This is a genomic window from Pseudoalteromonas sp. SANK 73390, assembly GCF_054966645.1.
In genome coordinates this window covers 1-1,387 of sequence record NZ_ARPN01000122.1, presented here as the reverse complement: position 1 = coordinate 1,387, position 1,387 = coordinate 1, and the positions used below count along the sequence as shown (strand labels likewise).

The following is a 1,387-nucleotide window of genomic DNA, read 5'->3' as shown; positions in this document are numbered from 1 at the left end:
ATAAGCTTTAGGGTTAATGAGGTTTAAGATCACACCTTGTTTAAAGCTCGGTAACTGGCGATTGACTTGTTTATGCGTATCTTGAAAATATAGTTTATAAGCTAAATATATTAGATAACTCACACAGGCAACTGTTAGTCATGAAGTTAGTTTAGGAGAAGCTTCTAATAACCGGCTTAAACCCATGTTTACTAACAGCATTGCAAATGATAAACCTGTTAAAATACCAATTAAAAAGGGTAAATTTCGCCTATAGCCAAAATTAGCACCTGCTGCAAGCAATGAAATAGGAGCGGGGCAGGGGCTGCCAAATAATAACAAAGTCATAAAAAGCAAAGAGAACAGGGTGTCGTACATAACAACTCCATTTTGTACTATGCCACTGAGTTATGCTGATAGCTCAGGCGCATTGGAGTCTGTATACGGTGATCTCAAGATTTAAAGCGAGTCGTAGAGCTGGCATATTGTTGTTTGAATGGCAAACCGAACACAAGACTCTCAAGCGTGGCGCTACGAACTTTTTATGTATTATTTAAATTTCAACAATACTTTAAGGTTTGTTTATAAATTAGCAACTGTCAACTCAGTTAGAGCATTTATTACTATTGTGTTAGTAGAGTAAGGGATTTGGCGTTTGTAATATTGAGGTATTTTATTGGTATGTAGGAGGCTCAATTTAAACTGTTCTAGTTACTAATTTTATCGTTGCATCGTGAACCAAATGCTCAATTGTAAGTGAAACACAATTTGGGCAGCTGAAACGTTTAGTCTAGATGCTGAGATAAAGCGTTTCACTGTACTTTCATGTTGATGAATATGACAGCCCCTAAGGTCCTAATATAAATTCAGCATCAGACTGTTTGTACCGTCACTTTAAAGTGATTATCAATTTACAAATCAACAATATAAGCAGCGCCTGAAGCATCGCCATTGTCATCACGATGTGGAACGGCAACTACCGCAGTGTTGTTATTGAGGGCGATATTCCAACCAAACTTGTCATCGGACTTACCATCATTTGCCATAATTTTTGATGTATAACGCCATAGGCCAAGTTGCTTTTTAAATATATAAAGAACACCCGCATTATTACCATTAGCATCATGGTGCATAGCACTGATCAGGGCTGTATCTTTGTTTAGCGCCACGGCACGAGCAAATCGGTCGTCGGCTTTACCATCAGGTGCTACTAACTTTTGTGTTTGAGTCCACTTTCCTTTTATTCGCTCAAATATATAAGCAGAACCCGCATCTATGCCCACGCCTTCTATATCGTCTCTTCTTGCGGAGATCAATGCAGTGTCGTCAAACAAGGCGACCCTTACGCCAAAAATATCTGTTTTTGCGCCATCTTTAGCAGCTAAAACAAATATGACACCCACTTTAA

The 1,387-nt window shown here is 38.6% G+C and carries 2 protein-coding genes; both read right to left on the bottom strand.

Going from position 1 to position 1,387, the window contains the following annotated elements:
- Positions 1-138: 138 nt before the first annotated feature.
- Positions 139-357 (bottom strand): hypothetical protein, encoded by a 219-nt coding sequence (locus tag SANK73390_RS17225; RefSeq protein ID WP_462767660.1) that lies wholly within the window; start codon positions 355-357, stop codon positions 139-141.
- Positions 358-890: 533 nt separating this feature from the next.
- The coding region (locus tag SANK73390_RS17220; RefSeq protein WP_462767658.1) for an FG-GAP repeat protein at positions 891-1,387 on the bottom strand (497 nt) is incomplete at its 5' end.